The organism is Streptococcus sp. HMSC073F11 (assembly GCF_001810785.1).
Classification (GTDB): domain Bacteria; phylum Bacillota; class Bacilli; order Lactobacillales; family Streptococcaceae; genus Streptococcus.
This window is the reverse complement of sequence record NZ_KV802698.1, coordinates 173,131-196,731: the sequence shown is the minus strand read 5'-3', so window position 1 is coordinate 196,731 and position 23,601 is coordinate 173,131. Positions and strand designations below refer to the sequence as shown.

Genomic DNA, 23,601 nt, shown 5'->3' with positions numbered 1-23,601 from the left:
GCCACCTCCTAGATATTATACATAGCGTCAAAAATCGCCGCACTTTGAATATTGATTTTGACATTCAAGGTCTGACCGAAAGTTTCAAACTCATTTCGCAGATAAGTGAAATCCTGTTTTTCGTCACTAGAAACGACCGCCATCATAGTAAAGTATTCATCCAACACCGTCTGAGAAATATCGTCAATATTCAAACCCAACTCTGCAATCTTAGTAGACACGCCTGCAACAATCCCAGACTTGTCCTTACCAACCACTGTAATAATAGCCTTCATCCTTATACCCCATTTCTACGATTTTTAGAAAACCTGAACGTTTTTGATTTTCTTTTTCCTTAGTATAGCATATTTCCGTAAAAAACGCCTGCTTACGAAGTTGTTCTTAAACAAAAAAACAATTTCGTAAACAAGCGTCTACCCTATCAAATGATGATGAGTGTTCCCGCTAGGACCGAAGTCCCAGCGGTAGACCAGAGCTAGACTAAGAGCACAAGACTCCATCATCATAACACTCAACAAAATTGATGATTTTATACTAATTCGATGATCGCCATTGGCGCAGCATCACCACGACGTGGTTCAGTTTTAAGGATACGAGTGTATCCACCGTTACGTTCAGCATAACGAGGTGCGATTTCTGAGAACAATTTTTGAAGTGCTGTAGTAGAAGTGTACTTATCAGTTGCTTCATCATAGTTTTCAGATGCGATTTCATTACGTACGAAAGCAGCTGCTTGACGACGTGCATGCAAATCACCACGTTTACCTAGAGTAATCATTTTTTCAACAGTTTTACGGATTTCTTTAGCACGAGCTTCAGTTGTCACGATTGATTCGTTGATCAAAAGGTCAGTTGTCAAATCGCGAAGCATTGCTTTACGTTGTGAGCTAGTGCGTCCTAGTTTACGGTAAGCCATGTATTCCTCCTTTATTTATCTTTTAATCCCAGACCCAAGTCAATGAGTTTGAGTTTCACTTCTTCCAAACTCTTGCGTCCAAGATTTCGTACTTTCATCATCTCTGCCTCAGATTTTTCTGTCAAATCATGCACAGTGTTGATACCGGCACGTTTCAAACAGTTGTATGAACGCACAGACAAGTCCAGTTCCTCAATCGTACGATCCAAAATACGATCGTCAGATTCAGTATCAGCTTCTTTCATCACTTCAGTTGACTTAGCAATCTCAGTAAGATTTGTAAACAAATCAAGATGTTCTGTCAAGATACGCGCTGAAAGCCCTAAAGCATCTTCTGGAATAATTGTTCCATTAGTCAAGATTTCAAGGGTTAATTTGTCAAATCCATCATTGCTACCTACACGAGCAGGCTCTACTTGATAGTTGACTTTTGTAACTGGTGTATAAATAGAATCTACAGCAAGTGTTCCAACTGGTGCATTATCTTTTTTGTTTTCATCAGCAGGTACATATCCACGACCACTGTTAACAGTCATTGTCGCTTTTAGAGAAGAACCTTCACCGATTGTAAAGAGATAATGATCTGGATTTACAATCTCAATATCACTATCAGTCAAAATGTCTCCAGCTGTAATTTCAGCAGGACCTTCAACGTCAAGTTCAATGATTTTTTCGTCTTCAACGTACGATTTCACTGCAATTCCTTTAATGTTCAGAATGATTTGCATCACGTCTTCACGAACACCTGGAACTGTGTCAAACTCATGCAACACACCATCAATATTGATAGATGTCACAGCTGCTCCTGGTAGAGAAGCTAGAAGTACACGACGAAGAGAGTTACCAAGAGTTGTACCGTAGCCACGTTCAAGTGGTTCGATTACAAACTTGCCATAATCTTTATTTTCATCAATTTTTGTTATATTTGGTTTTTCAAACTCGATCATTTAGTTACTCCCTCTTAAACGAAAAGCAGTGTAATGCGATGATTATACACGGCGACGTTTTGGAGGACGAGCACCATTGTGTGGCACTGGAGTCACATCACGAATTGCTGTTACTTCAAGACCAGCGGCAGCAAGCGCACGAATAGCTGACTCACGACCAGAACCTGGACCTTTTACAGTAACTTCAACTGATTTAAGACCGTGTTCTTGTGCAGATTTAGCAGCAGCTTCAGAAGCCATTTGAGCAGCGAATGGTGTAGATTTACGAGAACCTTTAAAACCAAGAGCACCAGCTGATGACCAAGCAATTGCATTACCATGCACATCAGTAATCATAACAATAGTGTTATTAAATGTAGCGTGAATATGAGCAATACCAGATTCGATATTCTTTTTCACACGACGTTTACGTGTTGGTTTAGCCAAGACTTTTACCTCCTATATTATTTTTTCTTACCAGCAATCGCAACAGCTTTACCTTTACGAGTGCGAGCGTTGTTTTTAGTGTTTTGTCCACGGACAGGAAGTCCACGACGGTGACGGATACCACGGTATGAACCGATTTCCATCAAACGTTTGATGTTCAAGTTTACTTCACGACGAAGGTCACCTTCAACTTTGATTGCATCCACTTCACGACGGATAGCATCTTCTTGATCTGATGTAAGATCACGTACACGAACATCTTCTGAGATTCCAGCAGCAGCCAAAATTTTCTTAGATGTTGCAAGTCCGATACCATAAACATAAGTCAATGAGATTACTACGCGTTTGTCATTTGGAATGTCAACTCCAGCAATACGAGCCATGTTTTCTCCTTTCTATCTTATCCTTGACGTTGTTTGTGTTTTGGATTTGCTGGGCAAATTACCATAACACGACCATTACGACGAATAACTTTACAGTATTCGCAAATTGGTTTGACCGATGGTCTTACTTTCATTTCTTATCCCTCCAAGTTTTTCGATTATTTAAAGCGGTAAGTGATACGTCCACGTGTCAAGTCATATGGACTCATTTCGACAGTAACACGATCTCCCGCTAAAATACGAATATAGTTTTTACGAATTTTACCAGAAACTGTTGCTAAAATCTGATGTCCATTTTCAAGTTCAACCGTAAACATTGCATTCGGCATTGTATCAACTACTTTGCCTTCAACTTCAATCACATCGTCTTTTGCCACGCAAAAGCACCTCCATAAATTTCGATTCGATGCCTCTAGACACAGAGACAACAATTATAAGTCAGACTATCTCAGTATAACATTTGTAGCGGATTTTTGCAAGTGTGAAAAACGCTTTATTTCAAATTTGTCAATACTTTTTCGATATCTGAGAAGACATCATTGATATCTTGATTACCTTCGATGTCATGAACCAAACCTTTGGCACGGTAGTGAGCAATGATTGGTTCTCCTTGAGCAATATTAACGTCCAAACGGCGTTTTACTGTCTCAGGCTTATCATCTTCACGTTGGTAGTAATCTTCTTCTTTATAGTCAACTGGTGGGTTAAAAACCTTGTGGAAAGTTTCTCCAGTTACGCGGTGTATGATACGGCCACTCAAACGTTCCAAGAGGCTATCTGGATTCACTTCAATGTTGATGACACCTTCTAGTTCAATGCCAAGTTCAGCCAATGTTTTGTCCAAGGCATGAGCTTGTTCGATTGTACGTGGGTAACCATCCAACAAGAATCCTGTTTCTTTAATATCATCTTGTGAAAGACGTTCTTTTACGATTCCATTTGTAACTTCGTCAGGAACCAATTCACCCTTGTCAATGTATGACTTAGCAAGAACACCCATTTCCGTTTGATTTGCCATAGCAGCACGGAACATATCACCTGTTGAGATATGTGCAACATGGAATTGTTCTACGATTTTTGCTGCTTGAGTTCCCTTACCTGCACCAGGTAAGCCCATAATCAAAAGATTCATGATTTGATCTCCTTATTTTATTTTTAAATAGAAGCAAAAAGTCTTTTCACCCCTATTTAAAAACAAAATAGAAGAGGGGAGACCAAACTCTCACTAATGTTAGAGTTAAACCTCCACTCCCTCAGCATTTACTGACTCAGTAAATACTTTTATTCTGTTCTGTCCATGAAACCAACATACTTACGTTTCAATAGATAACCTTCCAATTGTTTGATTCCTTCAATACCTGTAGAGATAATGATCAAAAGACTTGTTCCTCCAAAAGCAACTGCTTCTGAAAGTCCAAAAACATCTTTTGCTACGATCGGTAAAATAGAAATCACACCAAGGAAGAGAGAACCAACAGTTGCAAGACGACGAAGAAGTTTAGACATATATTCTTCTGTACCTTTACCAGGACGAACTCCGTGGATATAGGCACCGCTCTTTTGTAGGTTTTCTGCCGCTTTTTCAGGATTAATCTGTACAAACGTATAGAAGAATGTAAAGAGAATAATCAATAAAGCATACATGGCAATACCAGTTGGTGAAGTTGTTGCCAGCATTTCTTGTGCTGTTCTTACCCAAGCCCAATCATGACCTGTAGCGCTCAAAAACTGAAGAATAGCCGCAGGCGCTGCAGTAATCGAACTTGCAAAGATAACAGGGATAACTCCAGCAGGGTTTACCTTCAAAGGAAGGTAAGAGCTAGATGGAGCACCTTGTGCAACCTTAGTATATTGGATTGGAATTTTGTATTCTGCTTGTTGAACATAGGTTGTAAAATAAATGATCAACAATACAGTAATAATCAAAATGATTACGAAAATGATAGATGAGTTGATACGGCTACTTGGGACGTTTACAAAGTAGTCCACATAGATGCCCTGAATCATCTCTGGAATTGAGGCAACAATCCCGGCAAAGATAATCATAGAAACACCATTTCCGTATCCCTTATCTGTAATTTGCTCTCCCAACCAAGTCACAATCATACTACCAGCTGTTAAGATGATACCAATCATGATAAAGACTTGTGGAGTAAGAGCTGTTTTCAACAATTGAGCTCCAGCCAAAGTATTAAAACCAGCTGTAATCCCGATAGATTGCACAAAAGCTAGAACAAGAGCAATATAACGAGTAGCTTGATTTAATTTTCTTCGACCTACTTCCCCTTGTTTACCCCACTCTACAAATTTAGGTAAAATATCCATTTGCAATAGTTGGACTACGATAGAGGCCGTAATGTAGGGACTAACACCAAGAGCAAAAACTGAGAAGTTTTTCATGGCATTCCCTGAGACCAAGCTCAACATGTTTAAGAAGGATAATCCACTTAAAGCATTCAAGCTATTGGCATTCACACCAGGAACTGTAATGCTAGTTCCGATACGAAAAACCAAAACGATAAAAATTGTAAATAAAATTTTTGATCGAACCTGCTTGACTTTAAGAGCTTCTCTTAATAATTTAAAAAACATAGGTCACCTCTCTTAGATGACTTCTACTGAACCACCTTTAGCAGTGATAGCTTCTTCAGCTGATTTAGAGAATTTAGCTGCTTTCACAGTCAATTTCTTAGTCAACTCACCGTTACCAAGAATTTTAATACCTGATTTTTCAGCTTTAACAATTCCTGCTTCGATAAGAACAACTGGAGTAACTTCAGCACCATCTTCAAAGACGTTCAATTGGTCAAGGTTCACAATTGCGTATTCTTTAGCGTTGATGTTAGTGAATCCACGTTTTGGAAGACGACGGAACAATGGAGTTTGTCCACCTTCAAAACCAAGGCGAACTCCGCCACCGCTACGAGCTTTTTGACCTTTTTGACCACGACCAGATGTTTTACCGTTACCTGATGAAGTACCACGACCAACGCGGTTACGTACTTTACGAGAACCTTCTGCAGGTTTCAATTCATGAAGTTTCATTTTTATTTTCTCCTCTTTTGTAAAATGCTAGCGCCGATAAGGGAGAAAAGGTTGTCTCCTCCATCAACTCGCCTATACGACGTCATCATAGATGACTATATCTAGTTTTAGGGGATGGTATAGTGCACATCCCCTAAAAATTCATTAGTTTACTTCTTCAACTGTTACCAAGTGAGATACTGCTGTGATCATACCACGGATAGCAGCGTTGTCTTCTTTAATAACAGAGCTGTTCAATTTGCCAAGTCCAAGTGCTACAACAGTTTTACGTTGTGATGGAATGCGTCCGATTGGAGACTTAGTCAAAGTAATTTTAATTTGAGCCATTTTATCCCCTTTCTTATGCCAAATCAGAAACTGAAATACCACGAAGGGCAGCAACTTCTTCAGCGCGTTTCAATTGTTTCAAACCTTCAACAGTTGCACGAACAATGTTGATTGGAGTGTTAGAACCAAGTGATTTAGATGTAATATCTGCCACACCTGCCAATTCCACAACGGCACGAACTGCACCACCAGCGGCAACTCCAGAACCTTCTACAGCAGGTTTCAACAATACTTTAGCTCCACCGAATTCTGAAAGAACTTCGTGTGGGATTGTTGTTCCAACCATAGGAACTTCGATTAAGTTTTTCTTAGCATCATCTACTGCTTTACGGATTGCTTCTGGAACTTCTTGAGCTTTACCAGTACCAAATCCTACGCGACCGTTGTGGTCACCAACAACAACAAGAGCTGCGAAACGAAGACGACGTCCACCTTTAACAACTTTTGTAACACGGTTGACAGCAACTACGCGTTCTTCTAATTCAACTGCATTGTCTTTAAATGCCATTTTCTAGTGTCCTCCTATTAGAATTTCAATCCGTTTTCACGAGCTGCATCAGCCAAAGCTTTCACACGTCCGTGATATAGATATCCACCGCGGTCGAACACCACTTCTGAAATACCTTTAGCGTTTGCACGTTCTGCAACGAGTTTACCGACAGCAACGGCTTGTTCAGTTTTAGTTCCTTTTGAAACTTCTTTGTCAAGAGTTGAAGCACTTGCGAGCGTTACACCCGCTACGTCATCAATCACTTGAGCGTAGATGCCTGTATTAGAACGGAATACGTTCAAACGTGGGCGATCAGCAGTTCCAGAGAGTTTTCCGCGAACGCGACGGTGGCGTTTTTGGCGGAGTTTGTTTTTATCTGGTTTTGAAATCACAGTTTTCACCTCTTTAGTTTTAAATCGTGTGCTATGCACAAAGTTGGAAAATAGGTTGGTGGTTGAGACTCAACCACTCAACATTATTTACCTGTTTTACCTTCTTTACGGCGAACGAATTCACCAACGTAACGGATACCTTTACCTTTATATGGTTCTGGTGAACGAAGGCTACGTACGTAAGCAGCTGTTTGACCAACTACTTCTTTTGAAATTCCGCTAACAACGATTGTTGTTGGGTTTGGAAGTTCAAAAGTAATTCCTTCTGGAGCTTCAACTTCGTCTGGATGAGATTTACCAACAGCCAAAACAAGTTTAGATCCTTGAAGTTGTGCACGGTAACCAACCCCGCGCATTTCAAGTTCTTTCTTGAATCCTTCTGATACACCAACAACCATGTTGTTCAAAAGGGCACGAGTAGTTCCGTGGATAGTTTTCATTTCTTTTGAATCATTTGGACGGTGAAGAGTTACTTCAGTACCTTCCACACGGATTTCAATATCTTTTGAGAACTCACGAGTAAGTTCTCCTTTAGGTCCTTTTACAGTTACAACGTTGTCATTGTTAGTGATTTCTACACCAGCAGGCAACACGATAACTTTATTACCAATACGTGACATGTTTATTTTCTCCTGTTAAATTGTCAGGCCAGAACGGCCAGTTTTCACGGGGTTCAGATACTTATTTAGTTCAAGAGCTGAACTGAACACGCTCTAAGAACTGTGCAAAATAGATAAGTTGGCTTGTTTGTAAACAAACTTCTCCAACTTTCTAATTTTGCTTTGTTCTTTACGAGCTTTGTATCTTGATTTTACCAAACGTAAGCGATAACTTCTCCACCAACATTCTTTTGGCGTGCTTCTTTATCAGTAAGCAAACCTTCAGAAGTTGAAAGGATAGCAATTCCAAGTCCGTTAAGAACTTTTGGAAGGTCTTCACGTTTTTTGTAGACACGAAGTCCTGGTTTAGAAACACGTTTCAAGTTAGTGATAACTTTTTCACCGTTTGGTCCGTATTTAAGGAATACACGGATGATGCCTTGTTTGTCATCTTCGATGATTTCAACGTTTTTTACAAAACCTTCGCGTTTAAGGATTTCAGCAATCCCTTTTTTGATGTTTGATGCAGGTACTTCAAGTACTTCGTGTTTAGCTTGGTTAGCATTACGAATACGAGTTAGGAAGTCTGCGATTGGGTCAGTCATAACCATTTTGTTTTTCTCCTCTTACTAGTAGTTTGCAAGTTGCACTTGCTAGTTAATGATTGAGCTAGGCTCAGATAGTATTGATACATTCAAATGAGAAAACTCTTATTTGAACACGAGCTACAACCTGTGCAAAAAAGATAAATTTGTTTTGGAGCATCGCTCCTACACCAAATTTCCTATTTTTGCTGTGGTTGTTACGCTCTTCGTATCATGATATTACCAAGATGCTTTGGTAACGCCTGGGATTTGTCCTTTGTAAGCTAATTCACGGAAGCAAACACGGCAAAGTTTAAATTTGCGGTAAACTGAATGTGGACGACCACATTTTTCACAACGAGTATAAGCTTGAGTAGAGAACTTCGCTGGACGTTTGTTCTTAGCAATCATTGATTTTTTAGCCATTAGATTTACCTCCTATATTATTTTGCAAAAGGCATTCCAAGGCCTGTAAGCAATGCACGTGACTCTTCGTCAGTGTTAGCAGTTGTTACGATAACGATGTCAAGACCACGAGTTTTGTCAACGTCATCGAAGTTGATTTCTGGGAAAATCAATTGTTCTTTCACACCAAGTGTGTAGTTTCCGCGTCCATCAAATGATTTTGTTGGAACACCGTGGAAGTCACGTACACGTGGAAGTGAAACTGAAACCAATTTATCCAAGAATTCGTACATACGTTCACCACGAAGGGTAACTTTTGCACCGATCGCAACACCTTCACGAAGACGGAAGCCGGCGATTGATTTTTTAGCTTTAGTGATAAGTGGTTTTTGACCTGAGATAAGTGCCAATTCTTCAGCAGCTTTTTCAAGGCTTTTAGCGTTTGATACAGCTTCACCAACACCCATGTTCAAAACGATCTTATCTACTTTAGGCACAGCCATCACTGATGAGTAGTTGAATTGTTCTGTCAAAGCAGGAACTACTTCATTAAGATATTTTTCTTTTAAACGATTTGCCATTATACTTCTCCTTTCCTTCGTGATTAATCAAGCACTTCGCCTGATTTTTTGTTGTAGCGAACTTTTTTACCGTCTACAAATTTGTAACCAACACGACCAGCTACACCATTTTTGTCCAAAACTTGAACGTTTGATACGTGGATAGCTGCTTCTTTCTCGATGATACCACCTTGAGGAAGTTCGTTAGTTGGACGTTGGTGTTTCTTAACGATGTTAACACCTTCAACGATAACTTTGTTTACTTTTGGAAGGGCAGTAAGGACAACAGCTTCTGTTCCCTTATCTTTACCAGCGATTACGCGAACTTTGTCGCCTTTTTTTACAAACATTAGGTTTCTCCTTGATTTTTCTTACGCCCATAAGGGCACCCTGGAGGTAAATCCAGGGGACTAGTTTGTTTCTAAAAATTAAAGTACTTCTGGAGCAAGTGACACGATCTTCATGAAGCCACCTTCACGCAATTCACGTGCAACTGGGCCAAAGATACGTGTTCCGCGAGGAGTTTTGTCTTCACGGATGATAACTGCTGCGTTTTCGTCAAATTTGATGTATGAACCATCAGCACGACGAGCACCTGATTTAGTACGAACGATAACTGCTTTAACAACGTCACCTTTTTTAACCGCACCACCAGGAGTAGCTTGTTTTACAGATGCCACGATAACATCACCGATGTTTGCAAATTTACGTCCTGAACCACCAAGAACTTTGATAGTCAAGATTTCGCGAGCACCGCTGTTGTCTGCGACTTTCAAACGAGTTTCTGTTTGAATCATTTCAGTTTTCTCCTTTCAGGTTTGATTAGATGATGACCGCTTCTTCAACAACTTCTACAAGACGGAAACGTTTTGTAGCTGAAAGCGGGCGAGTTTCCATGATACGTACGATATCGCCTTCTTTGGCAACATTGTTTTCATCATGAGCTTTGTATTTTTTAGAGTAGTTAATACGTTTACCATAGACTGGGTGGTTACGTTTTGTTTCAACTACAACTGTGATTGTCTTGTCCATTTTGTCAGATACAACACGTCCAACAAGAACTTTACGATTATTGCGTTCCATTGAAATTTCTCCTTCCCTAGTCTATTATTTCGCTTCAGATTGAACTGTTTTGATACGAGCGATTTGTTTTTTAACTTCTTTCAAGCGAGCTGTTTGTTCCAATTGACCAGTAGCAGCTTGGAAACGAAGTTCAAACAATTCTTTTTTCAATTCGTTTTCGCGCTTCGCGAGTTCTTCTTGAGAAAGACCACGAAGTTCTTTAACAAATTCTTTTACTTCATTAAGTTTCATGCCTTCTCCTTATTCTGCTTCACGTTTTACGAATTTACATTTAACTGGCAATTTGTGGCTAGCAAGACGAAGCGCTTCGCGAGCGATCTCTTCAGATACACCAGCGATTTCGAACATCACTTTACCACGTTTAACTGGTGCTACCCAACCTTCAGGTGCCCCTTTACCAGATCCCATACGCACACCGATAGCTTTAGCAGTGTATGATTTGTGTGGGAAGATTTTAATCCAAACTTTACCACCACGTTTCATGTAACGAGTCATGGCGATACGAGCAGCTTCGATTTGGCGGTTAGTGATCCAGTGGCTAGTTGTAGCTTGAAGACCGTATTCACCGAATGCTACTTCTTTTCCACCTTTTGCTTCACCGCGCATTTTTCCACGGAATTCACGACGGTGTTTAACACGTTTAGGTACTAACATTGGTTATTTACCTCCTTTAGTGTTTTTGCGAGCTGGAAGAACTTCACCACGGTAGATCCATACTTTAACACCAAGTTTACCGTATGTAGTATCTGCTTCTTCCCAAGCGTAATCGATATCTGCACGAAGTGTGTGAAGTGGAACAGTTCCTTCAGAGTATCCTTCAGCACGGGCGATATCTGCACCGTTCAAACGACCTGATACTTGAGTTTTGATTCCTTTAGCTCCAGCACGCATTGCACGTTGGATTGCTTGTTTTTGTGCACGACGGAAAGCAACACGTTGCTCCAATTGACGAGCAATTCCTTCACCTACAAGGTGAGCATCCAAATCAGGTTGTTTGATTTCGATGATGTTGATGTGTACTTGTTTTCCAGTCAATTTGTTAAGTTTCGCACGGAGTGCATCAACGTTAGCACCACCTTTACCGATAACCATACCTGGTTTAGCAGTGTGAAGTGAAACGTTAACTTTGTTTACTGCGCGTTCGATTTCGATAGTTGAAACTGCTGCGTCAGCAAGTTCTTTTTGAACGAATTTACGGATTGCAAGATCTTCATGAAGGTAATCGGCGTATTCTTTTTCAGCATACCATTTGGCATCCCAATCACGGATGATGCCGACACGCATACCAATTGGATGTACTTTTTGACCCACGATTTTACCTCCTTATTTTTCTGCAACAGCTACAGTGATGTGAGCTGTACGTTTGTTGATTGGTGAAGCTGAACCTTTCGCACGTGGACGGAAACGTTTCATAGTTGGTCCTTCGTTTGCGAATGCTTCAGATACTACCAAGTTAGCTTTATCCAAACCAAAGTTGTTTTCAGCGTTAGCTACAGCTGAGTTCAAAACTTTCAAGATGATTTCAGCGGCTTTGTTTGGAGTGAATGTCAAGATTGCGATTGCATCGGCTACGCTTTTACCACGGATGTTATCAAGAACAAGACGTGATTTACGAGGTGAAACACGTACTGTACGAGCCATTGCTTTAGCTGAAGTAATTTCTGCCATTTATGTTCTCCTTATTTTCTACGTGTTTTCTTGTCGTCTGCAGCGTGACCTTTGTAAGTACGAGTCGGTGCAAATTCACCAAGTTTGTGACCTACCATGTCTTCTTGGATGTAAACAGGTACGTGTTTACGACCGTCATAAACTGCAATAGTGTAACCAATGAAACTTGGGAAGATCGTTGAACGACGTGACCAAGTTTTAATAACTTTTTTCTTTTCGTCGTTGGCTTGAGCTTCAACTTTTTTCATCAAATGCTCATCGACGAAAGGTCCTTTTTTAAGACTGCGTCCCATTTTTATATTTTCTCCTTTAAATGTTGTACCACAGCGGCTTGCGCTCTTATGGAGCGCTACCGAGCTGGCGGATTTACTAGTTGCTTAAGCGACTAGTTTAATATTATTTCTCGTTGCGACGACGAACGATAAGTTTGTCAGATTTCGCTTTCTTGTTACGAGTTTTAAGACCAAGAGCAGGTTTGCCCCATGGAGTAGATGGTGCTTTACGACCAACTGGTGCTTTACCTTCACCACCACCGTGTGGGTGATCGTTAGGGTTCATTACAGAACCACGAACTGTTGGGCGGATACCTTTCCAACGGCTACGTCCTGCTTTACCAAGGTTTACAAGTCCATGTTGTTCGTTTCCGACAACACCAACTGTAGCACGGCAAGTTCCAAGAATTATACGAACTTCACCTGATTGAAGACGAACAAGAACGTATTTACCTTCAGAACCCAATACTTGAGCAGATGCACCAGCAGCACGTACCAATTCACCACCACGACCAGGTTTCAACTCGATGTTGTGGATCAAAGTACCAACTGGGATGTTAGCAAGTGGAAGAGCGTTTCCGACTTTGATATCTGCTTCTGGACCTGAAACGATACGTTGACCTACTTCAAGACCTTTTGGAGCGATGATGTATGCTTTCACACCGTCAGTGTAGTGTACAAGAGCGATGTTTGCAGAACGGTTTGGATCGTACTCGATTGTTTTAACAACTGCTTCAACATTGTCTTTGTTACGTTTGAAGTCAACCAAACGGTAGAAACGTTTGTGTCCACCACCTTGGTGACGAACTGTGATACGACCGTTGTTGTTACGACCAGCCTTGCTCTTCAATGCAACAAGCAATGATTTTTCAGGAGTGCTTGTTGTGATTTCAGCGAAATCCAAAGAAGTCATATTACGGCGACCGTTTGTTGTTGGTTTATAAACACGAATTCCCACGATATTTCCTCCTTAGATTATTCAGCTTCAGCAGCAAACAACTCGATTGCTTTAGAATCAGCTGTAAGTGTGATGATAGCTTTTTTAGTTTTGTTAGTAAAACCAGTGTAACGTCCAACACGTTTAGCTTTTGGTTTTACGTTGATTGTGTTAACATTTGCAACTTTAACACCTTCGAAAGCAGCTTCAACAGCTTGCTTGATCAAAAGTTTGTGTGCACGAGTGTCAACTTCAAATACATATTTTCCTGCTTCAAGTTGAGCCATTGAGCTTTCAGTGATTACAGGTTTTTTGATAACATCATACAAATTCATTATGCAAGAACCTCCTCGATTTTAGAGATAGCTGCTTGAGTAACAAGAAGTTTGTCACTATTTGCGATGTCAAGAACACTTGCAGTTGTAGCAGTCGCAACTTTCACGTTTGGAAGGTTACGAGCTGAGAGAGCTGCGAATTCGTTTCCTTCTTCAAGAATAACAAGGACTTTAGAATCGATGCTCAAAGCTGCAAGAACTTTTGCAAATTCAGCAGTTTTTGGAGCTGTAAATTCAAGAGAATCAACGGCTACAAATTTATTTTCAGCAACTTTTTCTGAGTAAACAGATTTAAGCGCAAGGCGACGAACTTTTTGAGGAAGTTTGTACGCATAGCTACGTGGAGTTGGTCCGAAGACGATTCCACCACCACGCCATTGTGGAGAGCGGATAGAACCTTGACGAGCACGTCCAGTTCCTTTTTGACGCCATGGTTTGCGTCCGCCACCTGAAACAGCTGAGCGGTTTTTAACTGCGTGAGTTCCTTGACGAAGGCTAGCACGTTGGCTGATGATCACATCAAACACAACAGATTGGTTTGGTTCGATACCAAAGATTGCATCGTTAAGAACAACTTCGCCAGCTTGTTTACCAGTTTGGTCGAATAATGTTACATTTGCCATTTTGACTGTATTCCCCTTTCCTTATTATTTACCAGCTTTAACTGCTGACTTGATAGTGATAAGAGATTTCTTAGCACCTGGTACGTTACCTTTGATAAGGATAACGTTCTTTTCTGGAACAACTTGTACAACTTCAAGGTTTTGAATTGTTACGCGGTCACCACCCATACGTCCTGCAAGGTTTTTACCTTTGAATACGCGGTTAGGTGCAACAGGTCCCATAGAACCTGGACGACGGTGGTAACGAGAACCGTGAGCCATTGGTCCACGTGATTGTCCGTGGCGCTTGATAACACCTTGGAAACCTTTACCTTTAGAAGTACCAGTTACGTCAACAACGTCTCCAGCTGCGAATGTTTCAACTGTGATTTCAGCACCAACTTCCAAGCCTTCAACGTTTTTGAATTCACGAATGAAGCGCTTAGGAGCCGTGTTAGCTTTCGCTACATGTCCTTTAGCAGGTTTGTTGCTCAATACTTCGCGTTTGTCATCAAAACCAACTTGGATAGCGTTGTATCCGTCTGTTTCAACAGTTTTAACTTGAAGAACAACGTTTGGAGTTGCTTCAATAACTGTTACAGGGATCAATTCGCCAGCTTCAGTGAAGATTTGAGTCATTCCCACTTTTTTCCCTAAGATTCCTTTTGTCATGAGAAAATAGTTCCTTTTCTATATTTTTATTCAAAAAGTTTTTAACGAGCGTTTTTTATGCTCAAGATATCAAGCTTTAGATTAAAGTTTGATTTCTACGTTTACACCACTTGGAAGATCCAATTTCATCAAAGCATCAACTGTTTTTTGAGTTGGGTTAACGATATCGATCAAACGTTTGTGTGTACGCATTTCAAATTGTTCGCGAGAGTCTTTGTATTTGTGAGTCGCACGAATGATTGTGTAGAGGCTACGTTCAGTTGGAAGTGGGATTGGACCCGCAACTTGTGCACCTGTACGAGTAGCTGATTCTACGATTTTTGCAGCCGCTGTGTCAAGCGTACGGTGTTCGTAAGCTTTCAAACGGATACGGATTTTTTTGTTTGCCATCTTTTTCTCCTTTTCGTCTATTTAAGATAATAGGCTAGCTCCACAAGAAAACCGACGCGGTGTTGCGTGGCAATGCAACCGAGCGTGTCGCAACCTCTTGCATCAAAGCTAAGGCTGTAATTTACAGCACCATAATAGAATAACACAAAGCCCCTGCGATTGCAAGGGATTTGTTGCTGTTTTTTAAAATTTTTAACATGAAAATGTTTTCCTATTTTTTCTTTCTAGAATTAGGGATTTTCTTCTATATAAATTGAGTTCTCTTGAGCTCAAGTTTGCCTTCTGATTGGTCCACTAAGATATCCGCCTTAGACTCAGTTTCTTTATAGTATTGCAGATACTGCTCCCGTCTCATCTGATGACTAGCCAATATAAAGGATGCATCACGATTTCTCACAGTCGTATCTCGAGCTAGGCGCCACTTTAATTCGGTGTCCTCATCCGTGTAGAAACAGATAGTTTTGTCAAAGAGTTCTTTGGGTAAAAAGCCAACAGACATCCCTTCGACAATCAGAATTGGTTTTGATCCAGACAAGACCTCACTAGCCTTCCAAGGTTCTTCAATTGTTAAGATATCCATACCCGCCTGTAAGGCCAGAATATCTCGCTGCAAACTCGTCAGTTCATGCGCCACTGGAAGACAGGCTGTCACCTTTTGATTCGGCGCGTCCTTTGGTACTACCAGATGGCGTCCAGAGGTGATATAAGGATCTGTTTCTAGCAAATTTACTGTAGTAGAATCTAAAGCTTGGTACAATTCCTCTGCAAAGGTCGATTTACCTGAAGCACCATGACCGTATATTCCCAGTGTCTTGACTTTTCCTGCTTTTATTTCTGAGACCAGTTCTTCTATTAAGTCTTTTTTCTTCACTCTCTCTTCACCTGTTCATAGCTTTCTTTTCCATCATTGAGCTTATCCCAAATCACTACTTGCCCACTTTTGAGGGATTTTTGAACATCGATAATTCGTTGATTGGACGAACCTCGAAACTGGAGCATTAGATTTCTCTTAGTTCGATCGTATCGGCCATCAACCAGAATGTCAATCAGTGATAAGAGTTCCAGTTTATCTTGTGTCTCCAACATCATTTCTTCCCATGTATAGCCCGTCCAAGACCAGATGTCTTTGTCTGGCAATTCCTTCCGGATACGTTTAACAAGTGGCAAGAGAATACCCGTATTGAGAAAGGGCTCCCCTCCCAGCAAGGTCAAGCCTTGAACATAGGGCTGGGCAAGGTCTGCCATGATCTGTTCTTCTAATTCTGCTGTATAGGGAATGCCAGCATTGAAGGACCAGGTAGCTACATTATAGCACCCCTCGCAGTGAAACATGCAGCCTGATACATAGAGGGAATTCCGCACACCTTCTCCATCCACAAAGTTAAAGGCCTTGTAGTCAATGATACGCCCTTGACTGAGCTCTTCACTTTTCCATTCTTGTGGTTTTGGATTATTCATTCGCTACCTCTATCCAATAACGCTCGACTCCATTACGAACATCTTCAAGAATTCCTCCATTTGCTAGTATGACTGCTCTGCTAGCAGGATTATTCACGCTACAGGTCACAAGCGTTCTCTTGATGTTCTTCTCCTTAGCAACTTGCAAGCCCTGACGGAGAGTTTCCTTAGCATAACCTTTGCCTCTTTCTGATGGACGAATGGAGTAGCCAATGTGGCCAGCATAATTCAGCAACCCCTCATTCAGTATCAATCGCAGATTCAAAAATCCTAGAGCACGACCTACATCATCAAATGATACAAATTGAATAGAAGGAACACGATTTTCAGGCAAGTTTATTCCCATTTCTTTATCCTGATTATTATTCAACCATTCCTCATAAGAAAAATTTTCTGTATCCCAGAAACCACCATCGTGAGGTGACTGGGACTTTTCAAACTCTGCCATCATCTCTAAAACTATTTCTTTATCCGCTAATCTTGGTCTGCGTAATTCCATCCTTACCTCCCACTAAGAGAAAAGCGAGAGTTAACTCTCACTTTTATTTCTTCTTATTCTTGTTTAAAAATTGTTCTCTGAGGTTGAGCAAGCGTTCTTTTTTACCAGCTCCACCTTTAGAGTGTTTCTCGTGATAACGGGTCACTTGTGCACGCCCCTTATCGTCTAATTGATATTTTCCCATTTCATTTCTTTCTAATTGGTTACTTGGTGGCCAGCTATTTTAATCGTTGAGCCATTCATATGTTTGACACGCGCAGCGATTTCCTTGTGACGTCCATTGACCATCGGTCTCGCTTGAGGATTGCCTAAATAGCCACAAGTCCGTTTAACAACGTCTACTGTTTTAGGATCGCTATTTCCACAGTTTGGACAAGCAAATCCTCTCTCAGTTGGTTCAAAATCCCCTTCAAAGTCACACTTATAGCAACGGTCTATGGGAGTATTGGTCCCAAGATAGCCGACACGGTCATAGGCATAGTCCCAGACAGCTTCCAAGGCCTTTGGATTTTGCTGGAGGACTGGATACTCACAGTAATGGATGAAACCACCTGACGCACCTGCTTCTGGATAGATTTTTTCAAAATCCAGTTTTTCAAACGGTGTTGGATTCTTACGCACATCGTAGTGGAAAGAATTGGTATAGTATTCCTTATCTGTAATATCAGGAATAGAACCAAACTTCTCTGTATCTAGTCGGCAGAAACGGTCTGTCAAACTTTCAGATGGTGTTGAGTAGATAGAGAAATGGTAGCCATATTGGTCAGACCACTCTTCTACACGGCGTTTCATATCGCGAATGATATCCAGCGTAAATTCCTTAGCTTCTAGATTGTGTTCCCAGCTATTTCCAAAGAAAACTGTCGCTACTTCGTACAAACCGATGTAACCCAGCGAAACTGTCGCACGACGATTCTTAAAGAGCTGGTCAACACTTTCTTCTTTACCTAGACGATGGCCAAAAGCACCGTATTGATAAAGGATAGGAGCATTGGCTGGTATCGCCTCTTTAGTGCGTTCGATACGATAAACAAGAGCATCTTCAGCGATATTCATCCGCTCGTTGAAGATTTCCCAGAACTTATTCATGTCGCCCTCAGACTCAAGAGCAATACGAGGTAGGTTAACTGTCACAACACCCAGATTCATACGGCCAGAGTTAACTTCAACTCCATTTTCATCCTTCCATCCTTGAAGGAATGAACGACATCCCATCGGAACCTTGAAGGAACCTGTCAATTCGATAATCTTATCATAAGACAAGACATCTGGGTACATCCGCTTGGTTGCACACTCAAGAGCCAACTGCTTAATGTCGTAGTTGGGAGTCCCTTCTTCTAAGTTGAGTCCTCTTTTAAGCGTGAAGATAAGTTTAGGGAAGATAGCTGTGCGGTGTTCTGAACCAAGTCCCTTGATTCGGATGTTCAAGATAGCTTTTTGAATTTCACGCTCAAAACGATTGGTTCCCAGACCAAAACCTAGTGAAGTAAAAGGTGTTTGCCCATTTGAAGTGAAGAGAGTATTGATTTCATACTCGAGAGATTGCATGGCATCATAGATATCTTTTTGCGTTTTCTTCCAAGCGTAATCTTCCCGTTTGTCAGGTAAGACCCATTCTTCCGCATCCTTGAGGTGTTTTTGGTAATTCTTCTCTGCATAAGGCGCCAAAACTTCATCGATACGGTCAGCTGAACAGCCACCGTACTGGCTAGAAGCAACGTTGGCGATAATTTGAGAAATCTGAGCTGTCGCAGTCTGGATAGACTTGGGACTTTCTACCTCTGCATTTCCAATCTTAAAGCCATTCTCCAACATACCTTTAAAATCAATCAAACAGCAGTTAGTCATAGGTGTGTAGGGGCTATAATCCAAATCATGATAGTGGATATCCCCCTTTTGGTGGGCATTGGCTACGTGCTTAGGGAGCATTTGCAGTCCGATTGATTTCCCAACAATCCCCGCCGTCAAATCACGCTGGGTATTAAAGACATCGCTGTCTTTATTAGCATTTTCATTGACAACGGCCTGGTCTTTGTTGAGAAGTTTATGGATGCTAAAGTTGATATCTGTCGCTTTTGAACGCTCAAAATCCCTTTGTGTCCGATAAGTAATATACTCCTCAGCTAGCGCATATTCTTTGGCTTCAAGGAGTTCATGTTCTACGATATTTTGAATTTCGTAAATCTTAACCCCCTGTGGAAAGCGACTATGAATTTCTGTGACAATTCGCTCGGTCAGAGCATTGAGGCGTTTTTCGACCAGGGGTGTCACATCCATAACCTTGTCAGCCGCCTTGTGGAGAGCCTTGTCAATCTTGTCCACATCAAATACAACACGTCTCCCATCTCGTTTTTCAACGAAGAGAGTTGGCAAAATTGTAATTTTTTCTTCTAGTGCAATCATATGCATGCTCTTTTCTAAAATGTTCTTTCTAAAAAGTATTATACCACTCTAAAAAGAAAAATCAATATCTTGTGTTAAAAATCCTAAAATTTTTAAAAATACACAAGATATTGATTTGGTTATTTAATTTTATAGACTTTAAACTCTGAGTAATCAGTCTTTACTGGTTGGTAATTTTCTTTTAAGAGTGTCTCCACTTCAGACCAGAGAGCCACCTTGTCGTTTACCACAATCACCTTAGGTTTGTTTTCTTTCAAGTCATTGATTAAACTAGTTTTATTCTCTTCTGTACTCGTGTAAAGAAGAGGTGATGGGAACATGGATCCAGACAAACGCTGGCTTTCTTTATACATTTGAACATGTGAATCCCAAATATAGATTTGGTCACCATCACTCGTCTCTTGTTTGACTCTATCTACCACTTGATGTTGTTCTCTATAAGAAGCTGGATGCAAGACAAAACGAGCTACAAAAGGAATTGCAATCAGATAAACCACCACTAGGATCGGTAAGTAGAGATTCCCTTTCATGAATTTTTTCCATAGAGTAGGAACTTCCTCTCTTCTCCGACGACGAGCTCCTCTAGCTGAATGCTTCCCACGAATACTGGCCATCAAAAGAAGCAGTAAAAATGGAATGATTAGAATCAAACGCGAACCGTGAAGAGGTTCTTGAGAAAAAAGCAACAAGGCTAATACAAATAAGAAAGTAAAACTAGCTGGTACTGAAATAACATATAATCTTGATGCCTTTGATTGGAACAATCCTAGAAAAACAAGGAAGAGAGCTCCTAAACCAAAGGTCAACAAACCATAGAATACAACATTATCCATTAGTTGAGGATTCAAGACCTGAAGGGAATCAATCGGATATAAAAGACTCCCTAGAGCCTCTCCAAAACCACCTGAAGCAAGAACATAATATCCTACTGGGTAAAAGATGAGAGAAAAGCCAAGTGCTGCTGCAAAAAACTGATAAACTCCATGAGCAAGGCGGCCATGCCCAACATTAAAGACAAATAAACCAATCGTTACTACTGCAATAAAGAAAAGACTTGTAAGAGGCTCTATGAAAAATGATAGGGCCAAGAAAATCCCCAGACGTAGAAATCCCTTGTCATGGTTAGGATTTGATAGATAAGCTGCTATGAACGAAAATCCTGCAAACAGAAATGGCAAAGCTAAAATCGTAGCATATCCTCCTCCAAAACCGAGACCGGATACCAAAATATAAAATATGGTTAAGAGTTGCTTGGCTTGCTCCCTTTGTCCCGTCAGATAGTCAGTTGAAGAAAAGAGGAAATAACCTCCTCCTAAGAGGGCTAGCCATTCTACCAAGGCAAAAAGAATGCCTCCTTGGGTGATGTAAAGTAGCAAGTAATAAATAAGACCGTGACTAGCATAATAGCTACTGTAGAGCTGTCCTCCCTGATGCCAAGCCCAGCCTATATACAAATCCTGCGCCTGAGAGGGACTTACCATATCTAAAAGTAAAGGTATCACCACAGAAAAAAACGTTGCAATCGTACTTCCAATGATGAGTCTGAAAAACGGGAAAGCTACCTGTTCTTCTTTTTCTACATGAGATTCAAGGTTCCTATCCAATCTATTTTCAATGTCATTACTCTGTATCGTTTCGGATACTTCTTCGATTCTGCCATATACAGCCATGTCGTTTCTCCTATTCAATTTATCTGTCTTAGTATATCAAAAAGACCTAAAATTGTCAGCTTGCGATGGCTGTTTGAGTGATTTTTTGCATAGTTTCACAAAGGTTTCAATTTCCCGAAATCGGTGTAAATGCGTCTGTTTAAATGACATGATATAATCCAATTCTTTCTGAGTCAGCATCATTCCCCCTCTATCTTTCTATTCGTAAAAGGCAAGAAAAATAGGACTGGGTTGTGTCCTAAGTCCTAGATTTCTTATAAGATTGGGGCAAATAACTGGGCAATTTCCTTAATCAATTTTTGATACCAGCTATTTTTTATCGTATGAGGGAAAATTTCTTGAGATACTGAAAAAATCTCCTCAAAATCTTTTTGAATCTCTGTGATTGATGCCGTTTTATATAGCAAAACTGCATCTTCATAGTGATGAAGCAAACTTCTATAATCTAAATTAATCGTTCCAACTGCAGCAAAGTCCTTGTCCACTAGGATTTGTTTACTGTGGATAAAGCCTGGACTATACTCAAAAATCCTGACTCCTGCTGACAAAAGATCCGGATAGGCTCCTCTTGTTATGAGCTGGATTAATTTTTTATCCGGAATGAAAGGAGTCACGATGCGGACATCAACACCCCTCATGGCTGCATTTTTAATACTCTCAGTTAAATCATAGTCAATAATCAAATAGGGTGTTGTGATATAGACTGAATCAGTAGCCTGATTAATCAAACTTTGATAAACTTTTTTCCCTACTTGAGTACGGAAGATGGGCTTGGGTCCACTACCGTAAGGAATGCAGAGCCCTTGGCCAGAACAAGGCTGATTTTCCAGGTGATACTGGTCAAAATCGCTGATTTCCCCACGATTGATGTACCAAGTCATCAAAAAAAGACGGGTTAGAGCCTTGACACCAGGGCCATCTAAGCGAATCCCACTGTCCTTCCAATAGCCAAAGCGTTCTATATGATTGATGTACTCATCGGCTAAGTTAATGCCTCCTGTATAGGCTACCTGACCATCTATGACAAGGATTTTACGATGGTCCCGATTGTTGTAAGCCACCGTCAAACGAGGAATCACCTTGTTAAACTTATGGGCTTCAATTCCTCGACTACGAAGTTGAATAGTATAGTCTCCAGGCAAAGTCGCCATACAGCCGATATCATCATAGAGCATCTTGACCTCTACACCCTGAGCTGCCTTTTGCTCTAGTATATCTAGTATGCTATTCCACATCAAACCTTCTTCGACAATATAGTACTCTAGAAAGATAAATTTCTCAGCTTTCTTGAGGTCTTCCAACATATGTTGCCACATGCTTTCACCCGAAGAAAAGAATTGTGAATCTGTTCGATCATAGACATCGGCATTGCTATCCATACTTAGCAAAGATTTGATAACTCCGTAAGCCGCCTTATCATCTTCCTTCAATTTCTGGCGGAGAGCTTTACTGTTATCCTCCCGAAAATGCATAGAACCAAGTTTGTCCAACTGCTTGATTTCTTTTTTGGACAATCGCCTTTCACCAAACATCAGATAGAGCAAGGGTCCGATGACAGGAACAAAAGTTACCACTAACCACATTACTTTACTATCAGGTGTCATTGAACGATTGACAATTGCGACAATAGTCGCCATACTCATAAAAATTAAGACAATAACCCATAGAATAGGAGCCATACGCCCTAAGTAAAGAAAGAGACCAAAAACAAGAGAAAGTTCAAGCAGCATAATCGAAAGACTAAAGCCATACTTGGACATTAATAATTGAAATTTTCTATATTTCATATCCCCTCCTTGATATTTTGATACTCAATGAAAAGCAAAGAGCAAACTAGGAAACTAGCCGCAGGTTGCTCAAAACACTGTTTTGAGGTTGCAGATCGAAGCTGACGTGGTTTGAAGAGATTTTCGAAGAGTATGAATGCTAAAAACAGGTAATTGATACTAGTATAACTCAGGTATTCGGTAGAAGGCAAGTATTTATAATCATTTTTCTGCGTAAAAACAAAAGAGACTGACAAAACCAGTCTCCTTCTAGTCTATTTTGATAAAACAATGCGATCAGACGCTTCTCTATCCATATCGTCGATAATCATCTGATTTCCATTGATTGCATAAATCTTGACATCATCCCCAATAATCATACGTTGATTAGCGGCATCGAAGCTAACCTGCTTGATTTCTTGATCTCCGTCAGTTTCTACCTGTGTCCAGGTGCCCGTTGTACCAGTTACCACTAAAGTGATACGGTCTCCCTCGTCCTGACCGGTATAGGTTCCATCAATATCAGTTGGTTGAGCCTCAGGAGCATTTTGTGAAGAACTTGTTGCTGCCTGGCTGCTATTTTCTGTAGAAGATGAAGCAGCAGATTGTGATTGCTGAGTTTGTTGTGTTTGCGAGTGAGTTGCTGGTTGTTGAACTTGTTGTGCTCTTTGTGAACAAGCTACTAAAAGACTAAGACTTGCTAGAGAAGCAAGAGAAAGTGTGAATCTTTTTAATTTCATGACGAATTTCCTTTCTGCTACCAATTTACAGA

The 23,601-nt window shown here is 40.7% G+C and carries 38 protein-coding genes; all 38 read right to left on the bottom strand.

Going from position 1 to position 23,601, the window contains the following annotated elements; translation table 11 throughout:
• Nucleotides 1-8 precede the first annotated feature (8 nt).
• Nucleotides 9-275: an ACT domain-containing protein gene (locus HMPREF2764_RS07810; RefSeq protein WP_000644133.1), complete on the bottom strand. Its 267-nt coding sequence runs from the start codon at nt 273-275 to the stop codon at nt 9-11.
• Between the two features lie 254 nt (nt 276-529).
• Entirely contained in the window at nt 530-916 is a 387-nt protein-coding gene (gene rplQ, locus HMPREF2764_RS07805) for a 50S ribosomal protein L17 (protein WP_000331493.1), read from the bottom strand.
• Between the two features lie 11 nt (nt 917-927).
• Nucleotides 928-1,863, bottom strand: a complete 936-nt coding sequence (locus HMPREF2764_RS07800; protein WP_000568984.1) for a DNA-directed RNA polymerase subunit alpha — start codon at nt 1,861-1,863, stop codon at nt 928-930.
• 42 nt (nt 1,864-1,905) lie between these two features.
• On the bottom strand, nt 1,906-2,289 hold the full coding sequence (gene rpsK, locus HMPREF2764_RS07795; RefSeq protein WP_001118385.1) for a 30S ribosomal protein S11: 384 nt from the start codon (nt 2,287-2,289) through the stop codon (nt 1,906-1,908).
• Between the two features lie 17 nt (nt 2,290-2,306).
• The gene (gene rpsM, locus HMPREF2764_RS07790; RefSeq protein ID WP_000090781.1) at nt 2,307-2,672 is read right to left on the bottom strand and encodes a 30S ribosomal protein S13; all 366 of its coding nucleotides are present in this window, start codon (nt 2,670-2,672) and stop codon (nt 2,307-2,309) included.
• A 17-nt stretch (nt 2,673-2,689) separates the two neighbouring features.
• The gene (gene rpmJ, locus HMPREF2764_RS07785; protein ID WP_001808836.1) at nt 2,690-2,806 is read right to left on the bottom strand and encodes a 50S ribosomal protein L36; all 117 of its coding nucleotides are present in this window, start codon (nt 2,804-2,806) and stop codon (nt 2,690-2,692) included.
• 24 nt (nt 2,807-2,830) lie between these two features.
• The gene (gene infA, locus HMPREF2764_RS07780; protein WP_001029883.1) at nt 2,831-3,049 is read right to left on the bottom strand and encodes a translation initiation factor IF-1; all 219 of its coding nucleotides are present in this window, start codon (nt 3,047-3,049) and stop codon (nt 2,831-2,833) included.
• Between the two features lie 116 nt (nt 3,050-3,165).
• Nucleotides 3,166-3,804 (bottom strand): adenylate kinase, encoded by a 639-nt coding sequence (locus HMPREF2764_RS07775; protein WP_001050436.1) that lies wholly within the window; start codon nt 3,802-3,804, stop codon nt 3,166-3,168.
• Nucleotides 3,805-3,953: 149 nt separating this feature from the next.
• Nucleotides 3,954-5,264 (bottom strand): preprotein translocase subunit SecY, encoded by a 1,311-nt coding sequence (gene secY, locus HMPREF2764_RS07770; protein WP_000465403.1) that lies wholly within the window; start codon nt 5,262-5,264, stop codon nt 3,954-3,956.
• A 12-nt stretch (nt 5,265-5,276) separates the two neighbouring features.
• Nucleotides 5,277-5,717 carry a 50S ribosomal protein L15 gene (gene rplO, locus HMPREF2764_RS07765; RefSeq protein ID WP_000766087.1) on the bottom strand — a complete coding sequence of 147 codons (441 nt, stop codon included), beginning with the start codon at nt 5,715-5,717 and terminating at the stop codon, nt 5,277-5,279.
• Nucleotides 5,718-5,861: 144 nt separating this feature from the next.
• On the bottom strand, nt 5,862-6,044 hold the full coding sequence (gene rpmD / locus HMPREF2764_RS07760) for a 50S ribosomal protein L30 (RefSeq protein WP_000057241.1): 183 nt from the start codon (nt 6,042-6,044) through the stop codon (nt 5,862-5,864).
• A 13-nt stretch (nt 6,045-6,057) separates the two neighbouring features.
• Nucleotides 6,058-6,552: a 30S ribosomal protein S5 gene (gene rpsE, locus HMPREF2764_RS07755; RefSeq protein ID WP_000874202.1), complete on the bottom strand. Its 495-nt coding sequence runs from the start codon at nt 6,550-6,552 to the stop codon at nt 6,058-6,060.
• Nucleotides 6,553-6,569: 17 nt separating this feature from the next.
• Nucleotides 6,570-6,926, bottom strand: coding sequence for a 50S ribosomal protein L18 (gene rplR / locus HMPREF2764_RS07750; protein WP_000624044.1), 357 nt, complete (start codon nt 6,924-6,926; stop codon nt 6,570-6,572).
• Nucleotides 6,927-7,009: 83 nt separating this feature from the next.
• Entirely contained in the window at nt 7,010-7,546 is a 537-nt protein-coding gene (rplF, locus tag HMPREF2764_RS07745) for a 50S ribosomal protein L6 (RefSeq protein ID WP_000086626.1), read from the bottom strand.
• A 191-nt stretch (nt 7,547-7,737) separates the two neighbouring features.
• On the bottom strand, nt 7,738-8,136 hold the full coding sequence (rpsH, locus tag HMPREF2764_RS07740) for a 30S ribosomal protein S8 (RefSeq protein WP_000245504.1): 399 nt from the start codon (nt 8,134-8,136) through the stop codon (nt 7,738-7,740).
• Nucleotides 8,137-8,349: 213 nt separating this feature from the next.
• Nucleotides 8,350-8,535: a type Z 30S ribosomal protein S14 gene (locus HMPREF2764_RS07735; RefSeq protein ID WP_001085697.1), complete on the bottom strand. Its 186-nt coding sequence runs from the start codon at nt 8,533-8,535 to the stop codon at nt 8,350-8,352.
• A 17-nt stretch (nt 8,536-8,552) separates the two neighbouring features.
• Nucleotides 8,553-9,095, bottom strand: a complete 543-nt coding sequence (gene rplE, locus HMPREF2764_RS07730) for a 50S ribosomal protein L5 (protein WP_000013542.1) — start codon at nt 9,093-9,095, stop codon at nt 8,553-8,555.
• A gap of 23 nt (nt 9,096-9,118) precedes the next feature.
• Nucleotides 9,119-9,424: a 50S ribosomal protein L24 gene (rplX, locus tag HMPREF2764_RS07725; protein ID WP_000497691.1), complete on the bottom strand. Its 306-nt coding sequence runs from the start codon at nt 9,422-9,424 to the stop codon at nt 9,119-9,121.
• A 78-nt stretch (nt 9,425-9,502) separates the two neighbouring features.
• Nucleotides 9,503-9,871 (bottom strand): 50S ribosomal protein L14, encoded by a 369-nt coding sequence (rplN, locus tag HMPREF2764_RS07720; RefSeq protein WP_000616545.1) that lies wholly within the window; start codon nt 9,869-9,871, stop codon nt 9,503-9,505.
• A gap of 25 nt (nt 9,872-9,896) precedes the next feature.
• Nucleotides 9,897-10,157: a 30S ribosomal protein S17 gene (gene rpsQ, locus HMPREF2764_RS07715; RefSeq protein ID WP_000440801.1), complete on the bottom strand. Its 261-nt coding sequence runs from the start codon at nt 10,155-10,157 to the stop codon at nt 9,897-9,899.
• 24 nt (nt 10,158-10,181) lie between these two features.
• Entirely contained in the window at nt 10,182-10,388 is a 207-nt protein-coding gene (gene rpmC, locus HMPREF2764_RS07710) for a 50S ribosomal protein L29 (protein WP_000772918.1), read from the bottom strand.
• A gap of 9 nt (nt 10,389-10,397) precedes the next feature.
• A complete protein-coding gene (gene rplP / locus HMPREF2764_RS07705; RefSeq protein WP_000960946.1) occupies nt 10,398-10,811 on the bottom strand; it encodes a 50S ribosomal protein L16 in 414 nt (137 codons plus the stop codon).
• 3 nt (nt 10,812-10,814) lie between these two features.
• Nucleotides 10,815-11,468 carry a 30S ribosomal protein S3 gene (gene rpsC, locus HMPREF2764_RS07700; protein ID WP_000529936.1) on the bottom strand — a complete coding sequence of 218 codons (654 nt, stop codon included), beginning with the start codon at nt 11,466-11,468 and terminating at the stop codon, nt 10,815-10,817.
• 12 nt (nt 11,469-11,480) lie between these two features.
• Nucleotides 11,481-11,825 carry a 50S ribosomal protein L22 gene (gene rplV, locus HMPREF2764_RS07695; protein ID WP_000818137.1) on the bottom strand — a complete coding sequence of 115 codons (345 nt, stop codon included), beginning with the start codon at nt 11,823-11,825 and terminating at the stop codon, nt 11,481-11,483.
• An 11-nt stretch (nt 11,826-11,836) separates the two neighbouring features.
• The gene (gene rpsS, locus HMPREF2764_RS07690; RefSeq protein WP_000533766.1) at nt 11,837-12,118 is read right to left on the bottom strand and encodes a 30S ribosomal protein S19; all 282 of its coding nucleotides are present in this window, start codon (nt 12,116-12,118) and stop codon (nt 11,837-11,839) included.
• Nucleotides 12,119-12,221: 103 nt separating this feature from the next.
• Nucleotides 12,222-13,055, bottom strand: a complete 834-nt coding sequence (rplB, locus tag HMPREF2764_RS07685) for a 50S ribosomal protein L2 (protein ID WP_070528568.1) — start codon at nt 13,053-13,055, stop codon at nt 12,222-12,224.
• Between the two features lie 17 nt (nt 13,056-13,072).
• On the bottom strand, nt 13,073-13,369 hold the full coding sequence (locus HMPREF2764_RS07680; RefSeq protein ID WP_001055347.1) for a 50S ribosomal protein L23: 297 nt from the start codon (nt 13,367-13,369) through the stop codon (nt 13,073-13,075).
• A complete protein-coding gene (gene rplD / locus HMPREF2764_RS07675) occupies nt 13,369-13,992 on the bottom strand; it encodes a 50S ribosomal protein L4 (protein ID WP_000024549.1) in 624 nt (207 codons plus the stop codon). Before rplD ends, HMPREF2764_RS07680 begins: the two co-directional genes overlap by 1 nt.
• A gap of 24 nt (nt 13,993-14,016) precedes the next feature.
• Nucleotides 14,017-14,643: a 50S ribosomal protein L3 gene (gene rplC / locus HMPREF2764_RS07670; RefSeq protein WP_000160197.1), complete on the bottom strand. Its 627-nt coding sequence runs from the start codon at nt 14,641-14,643 to the stop codon at nt 14,017-14,019.
• Between the two features lie 81 nt (nt 14,644-14,724).
• Nucleotides 14,725-15,033, bottom strand: coding sequence for a 30S ribosomal protein S10 (gene rpsJ, locus HMPREF2764_RS07665; protein ID WP_001284513.1), 309 nt, complete (start codon nt 15,031-15,033; stop codon nt 14,725-14,727).
• 244 nt (nt 15,034-15,277) lie between these two features.
• Nucleotides 15,278-15,904, bottom strand: a complete 627-nt coding sequence (locus HMPREF2764_RS07660; protein ID WP_070528565.1) for a uridine kinase family protein — start codon at nt 15,902-15,904, stop codon at nt 15,278-15,280.
• The gene (gene nrdG, locus HMPREF2764_RS07655; RefSeq protein ID WP_050252482.1) at nt 15,901-16,491 is read right to left on the bottom strand and encodes an anaerobic ribonucleoside-triphosphate reductase activating protein; all 591 of its coding nucleotides are present in this window, start codon (nt 16,489-16,491) and stop codon (nt 15,901-15,903) included. The genes HMPREF2764_RS07660 and nrdG overlap by 4 nt, the downstream gene beginning before the upstream one ends.
• Nucleotides 16,484-16,990 carry a GNAT family N-acetyltransferase gene (locus HMPREF2764_RS07650; protein ID WP_070528561.1) on the bottom strand — a complete coding sequence of 169 codons (507 nt, stop codon included), beginning with the start codon at nt 16,988-16,990 and terminating at the stop codon, nt 16,484-16,486. Before HMPREF2764_RS07650 ends, nrdG begins: the two co-directional genes overlap by 8 nt.
• 43 nt (nt 16,991-17,033) lie before the next feature.
• The gene (locus HMPREF2764_RS07645; protein ID WP_000521618.1) at nt 17,034-17,174 is read right to left on the bottom strand and encodes a hypothetical protein; all 141 of its coding nucleotides are present in this window, start codon (nt 17,172-17,174) and stop codon (nt 17,034-17,036) included.
• A gap of 11 nt (nt 17,175-17,185) precedes the next feature.
• Complete coding sequence (gene nrdD, locus HMPREF2764_RS07640; protein ID WP_070529182.1) at nt 17,186-19,393, bottom strand: anaerobic ribonucleoside-triphosphate reductase; 2,208 nt, start codon at nt 19,391-19,393, stop codon at nt 17,186-17,188.
• A gap of 119 nt (nt 19,394-19,512) precedes the next feature.
• Nucleotides 19,513-21,063: a damage-inducible protein CinA gene (locus HMPREF2764_RS07635; protein ID WP_070528558.1), complete on the bottom strand. Its 1,551-nt coding sequence runs from the start codon at nt 21,061-21,063 to the stop codon at nt 19,513-19,515.
• 254 nt (nt 21,064-21,317) lie between these two features.
• Nucleotides 21,318-22,850 (bottom strand): cardiolipin synthase, encoded by a 1,533-nt coding sequence (gene cls / locus HMPREF2764_RS07625; protein WP_070528556.1) that lies wholly within the window; start codon nt 22,848-22,850, stop codon nt 21,318-21,320.
• Nucleotides 22,851-23,104: 254 nt separating this feature from the next.
• On the bottom strand, nt 23,105-23,569 hold the full coding sequence (locus tag HMPREF2764_RS07615; protein WP_033682416.1) for an SP_0198 family lipoprotein: 465 nt from the start codon (nt 23,567-23,569) through the stop codon (nt 23,105-23,107).
• Nucleotides 23,570-23,601: the final 32 nt, after the last annotated feature.